We start from the raw sequence: 270 nt of genomic DNA on the forward strand, positions 1-270 counted from the left end.
CGCACATCGCCCACCACCCGCGCACGCATCACCGGGAGTTTTACGTGGCGACGGACGGGTCGTTCGCCCCCGACGGCGGGGGCCTCGGCGTCATCATCGAGACGGGGAGCGGCGAGCGCGTCGCACGCCTCGCCGTCCCGGACCCGGCTCCGGACAACAACGTCGCGGAGTACCGCGCGCTCCACCTCGGGTTGGACGTGCTCGCACACCGCGCGCCGGCGGACGCGAACGTCGGCGTCCTCGTCGATCACAGCGCCCTCGCGGGCGACG

At 74.1% G+C, this 270-nt stretch carries 1 protein-coding gene; it reads left to right on the forward strand.

Features of this window, described 5'->3' with window-relative positions:
• The coding region (locus HKX41_11610; protein NNC24779.1) for a ribonuclease H at positions 1 to 270 on the forward strand (270 nt) is incomplete at both ends.

Origin of the sequence: Salifodinibacter halophilus (genome assembly GCA_012999515.1) — a bacterium.
Lineage (GTDB): Bacteria > Pseudomonadota > Gammaproteobacteria > Nevskiales > Salinisphaeraceae > Salifodinibacter > Salifodinibacter halophilus.